The 3,802-nt window shown below is 70.9% G+C and carries 3 protein-coding genes; 2 read left to right on the top strand and 1 reads right to left on the bottom strand.

The features are described from left to right. Positions 1 to 31: 31 nt before the first annotated feature. Entirely contained in the window at positions 32 to 1,372 is a 1,341-nt protein-coding gene (locus tag ACIGWZ_RS10310; protein ID WP_400062791.1) for a glutamine synthetase, read from the bottom strand. Between the two features lie 539 nt (positions 1,373 to 1,911). On the opposite strand from ACIGWZ_RS10310, the gene ACIGWZ_RS10315 reads away from it, so the two are divergent. Then, the gene (locus tag ACIGWZ_RS10315; RefSeq protein ID WP_400062792.1) at positions 1,912 to 2,220 is read left to right on the top strand and encodes a DUF5132 domain-containing protein; all 309 of its coding nucleotides are present in this window, start codon (positions 1,912 to 1,914) and stop codon (positions 2,218 to 2,220) included. Positions 2,221 to 2,431: 211 nt separating this feature from the next. Continuing rightward, positions 2,432 to 3,697 carry an ABC transporter transmembrane domain-containing protein gene (locus ACIGWZ_RS10320; RefSeq protein ID WP_400062794.1) on the top strand — a complete coding sequence of 422 codons (1,266 nt, stop codon included), beginning with the start codon at positions 2,432 to 2,434 and terminating at the stop codon, positions 3,695 to 3,697. The last annotated feature ends 105 nt before the right edge of the window (positions 3,698 to 3,802 follow it).

Below are 3,802 nucleotides of genomic sequence, written 5' to 3' on the forward strand. Positions count from 1 at the left end.
CTGGGAGCCGGAGGAGTAGAGCCGATGCTCGTCAGTAGCGCCAGCGGACGGCCTCAATGGCGTCCGCATCCGTGTGCCTCGCGAACTGTTCCGCCTCCGCCCGACGGACGGCCAGCACGGTCTCGTACAGCTCGGGGCCGAGCGCCTGCCGCAGCAGTGCGGACTTCTCGTACGCGTCGATCGCCTCCGGCAGGCTCGCCGGGAGGCGCTCGGCGCCGCCGAGGGCGGCGGGGTCGCTCGAGGTCTCGGGCGGGAGGGCCAGGCCGGCGTCGAGTCCGGCGAGACCGGCGGCCAGCACGCCGCCGATCTCCAGGTACGGGTTGGCGGCGGCGTCGAAGCACTTGAGCTCGGCATTGGCCTGCCCGGCGGCGGAGCCGGTGATCAGGCGCAGCGCCGCCTCACGGTTCTCCAGGCCCCAGCAGCGGTAGGCCCCGGCAAAGCGGGAGGGGACCAGCCGCAGGTAGGAGGCGACGCTGGGCGCGCCGAGGGCGAGCAGGGCGGGCAGCTCGGCCAGTACGCCCGCGAGGAACTGCTCGGCTTCGGGGTGCAGTCCGTGGCGGCCGGGGCCGCCGTGCCCGAGGTTCCGGCCCTCTTGCCAGAGGCTGAGGTGCAGGTGGCCGCCGTTGCCGAGCGAGCCCTCGGTGAAGACGGGCGCGTACGAGACCCGCAGGCCGTGCCGGGCGGAGACGGCCCGGACGGTGTGGCGCACCAGCATCGTGGTGTCGGCCGCCTCGACCGGCCCCTCGGCGGCCACCGAGACCTCGAACTGCCCGGCGGCGTACTCGGGGTGGAGCTGGAGCACGGCCAGCCCCTGGGCGGTGAGGGCGCGCAGCACCTCCCGCAGGTAGTCGGAGTGCTCGATGAAGCGGGTCATCCCGTACGCCGGCCCGACCGTTGCGGGGTCTCCGGCGGAGTCGGCCACCACCCACTCGACCTCGATCCCGGCTCGCACCGAAAGCCCGCGCCGCTCTACGGCCTCGGTGATCTGGCGGGCGAAGCCGCGCTGGCAGCCGGGGTGCGGGGTGCCGTCCTGGGTGTAGCGGTCGGCCGGGGCCCATGCCCAGCCGGGTTGGGCGGCGAGCGGGGTGAGCCGGTCGAGGTCAGGGACGAGCCGCAGGTCGCCCACCGGGCCGGTACTCGAAGGCGCAACGGTGAAGGAGTCGTCCACCAGGGAGACGTCGAAGCAGGGTGCGGCGCCGACGCCGTACGCGGCGGCGTGTTCGAGCTGGGCGAGCGGGACGGACTTCACCCGGGTGAGCCCGGCGTTGTCGACCCAGCCGAACACCACCCCGTCGATTCCGTCGGCGGCGAGGTGGGCTTCGGCCGACCGGGCCTGGGCGGCCCGCTCAGCTCGGGGGTGCGTGGTGGCCATGCCGACAATGCTGGCGTTCGCCGCAGCCGCTGCGCCAGTGCCGGCCCGGAGTTCACTCGTCCGTGAACGGTCGGAGCTGCGACGTGACACAGGACGCGGGCGCGGGGCCGGAGCTGGATCTGGCGTGGTGGAGCCGTGGCCTCGGGAGGAGGCGCGCTGCCGTTTCCCGCCCTGTGACGGAGGGCGGCGCGCGAACTCGGCAGTCATCATGAAGGCGATCAATAGTAATAGGCAATTCAGAAAAGCACTTTATTTGGTGGCTGCGCCTACTGCAATCCGTAGCGGTCCGAATATGGATAGCACTCGCATGAGTGAAACCCGTCGACGCCGTTTGGCCTCGATGGGCATGACTCGACTACGGTGATCGAGGAACGGACGGTTTATCCCATCGACAAGGAATTCAACCCGGTAGAGGAGTCCTGCACGGGGTATCGGGAATTCCGGAAATGGGTGCCTCCGCCTTCCCCGCTGTGCATGCTCCGGCGTTCGCAGTGCCGTGGGACCCCTGTCATACGTCTGCGTAGAGAGCTTGGAGTACCATGCCGCCCGTCGCACCGCCGTTTCTGATCGGTCTCATCGTCGCCCCGCTGGCCAAGCGTCTCCTCAAGCCGCTGGTGCGCGGCGTCGTCAAGACGTCCGTCGGTGTTGTCATGGAGGTCAAGAAGGCGGCACATGAGGCCGGAGAGAACATCCACGACCTCGCGGCCGAGGTGGCTGCCGACGTGGTGGCGGCGCAGATCGCCTCCGACGGCCAGCGACCCACGGAGGGTGCAACCTCGAACGGCCCGAAGGACGAGGCCAGGACTCCGAAGGTCCGTGCGTCCACCGGCGCCGGGAAGGTGCAGTGACGCCCTGATGCGCGGCCCGGCCCGCCGCCTGGGCGCGACTTCCGGCCGACCTCGGAAGACGGGCCTGCGCGGCGGTCGGCCGCGGGCCTTTCGGTCGAACCTCCGCCCTCTTTCGGACTTTCCACTCCGTTGCAGTAATCCGCCGTGCGCCGCATTCTGCCGCTCCCGCTGACGGATTACCCGTGACTTCCATAAACAGGTGATCGTACGCATGTCATCGCTACTGGGTGCCGCAGCCGGATTCCGAGCCGTGGAATGGGACGCGCGCCCGCGCTCGGTCACTCCGGGCCGCCAGCGCTGGGACGTCAGGCCCTTCCTCGGCTGGACCGGACTGGTCCTCATCAAGGGCGAGGCAGCTCCGCTGGTCGGCCTCGGCCTGACCACCGCGTCCGCTCAACTCTTCGGTCTGGCCGGGCTGGTGGCCGCCGCCTGTGCCGCCGTAGCGGGCCTGTCGTACGCATCGAACCTCCAGTGGCGTCGGCTCGGCCAGGACACCGAGCACGACTGGCGGGGCCGCACGTACCGACACGTCCAGCACCTCGAACTGGGGCACCTGGAGGGCGAACGGTCCAGCCGGGTGGCCGGCGCGCTCACCGACGACGTCGGCCACCTGGGCGCCTTCTTCGCCGGCCCGGCGGGCGACGTGCTGCAGCTGGGCACCAGCCTGGCCCTCCTGGTGCCGGCGTTCCTGCTGCTGGCGCCGCAGATCGCCTGGATCGCGTTCCTGCCGATCCCGGTCGTCGCCTGGCTGTCGCTGCGCCACCAGGACAAGGCCGCGGCCGACTACGCCGTCACCGGCGAGCGGCGGGCCAGGCTGGGCAGCCAGGTGATCAACTCGTTGGAAGCCGGCGCCACCGTCAAGAGTTTCTGCACCGAGGACTACGAGGCCGAGAGCATCGACGAGTTGAGCGAGGCGGCCCAGGAGAGCAGTCGGTGGACCGACCGGAGCACAATCCGCCACGCCGAGACCGTCCGGGCCTGTACCACCGCATCGATGGCCGGCACCCTGCTGATCGGCGGCCGTTCGGTGCTCAACGGCACCCTGCGCTTCGAGGTGTTCAGCCCGCTGATCGGGCTGCCCCAGATGCTGCTGATGCGGATGAGCCGGCTCGGCGGCATCGTCGACCAGACCGTGATCGGCGAACGCGGTGCCGCGCTCTCCGGCGGGCAGCGGCAGCGGATCGCGCCGGCGCGAGCGATCCTCAAGGACGCGCCGGTCGTGATCCTCGACGAAGCCACCTCCGCCGTGGACAACGAGACCGAGGCCGCGATCCAGCGCACGCTCCGCGTCTTCGCGGCCGACCGGACGATGGTGATCATCGCCCACCGGCTCTCCACGGTCCGCCACGCCGACCGGATCTACGTCATGGACAAGGGTGGAGTCGTGGCCGAGCAGGGCACCCACGACGAACTCCTCGCCCAGCAGGGACTCTACGCATCCCTGTGGCAACTCCAGGCCGGCGAACCCGCCGCCTGACCGCAACAGCCGTTCCCCGGCCCGCCGACCGTGTGACGACACCACGGTCGGCGCGGTCCGGCGTGCCCCGCCATCACGCCTGCCCACACCTTCGGAGGTACCCCC

It is taken from the genome of Streptomyces sp. NPDC053427 (assembly GCF_044544985.1).
Classification (GTDB): Bacteria; Actinomycetota; Actinomycetes; order Streptomycetales; family Streptomycetaceae; genus Streptomyces.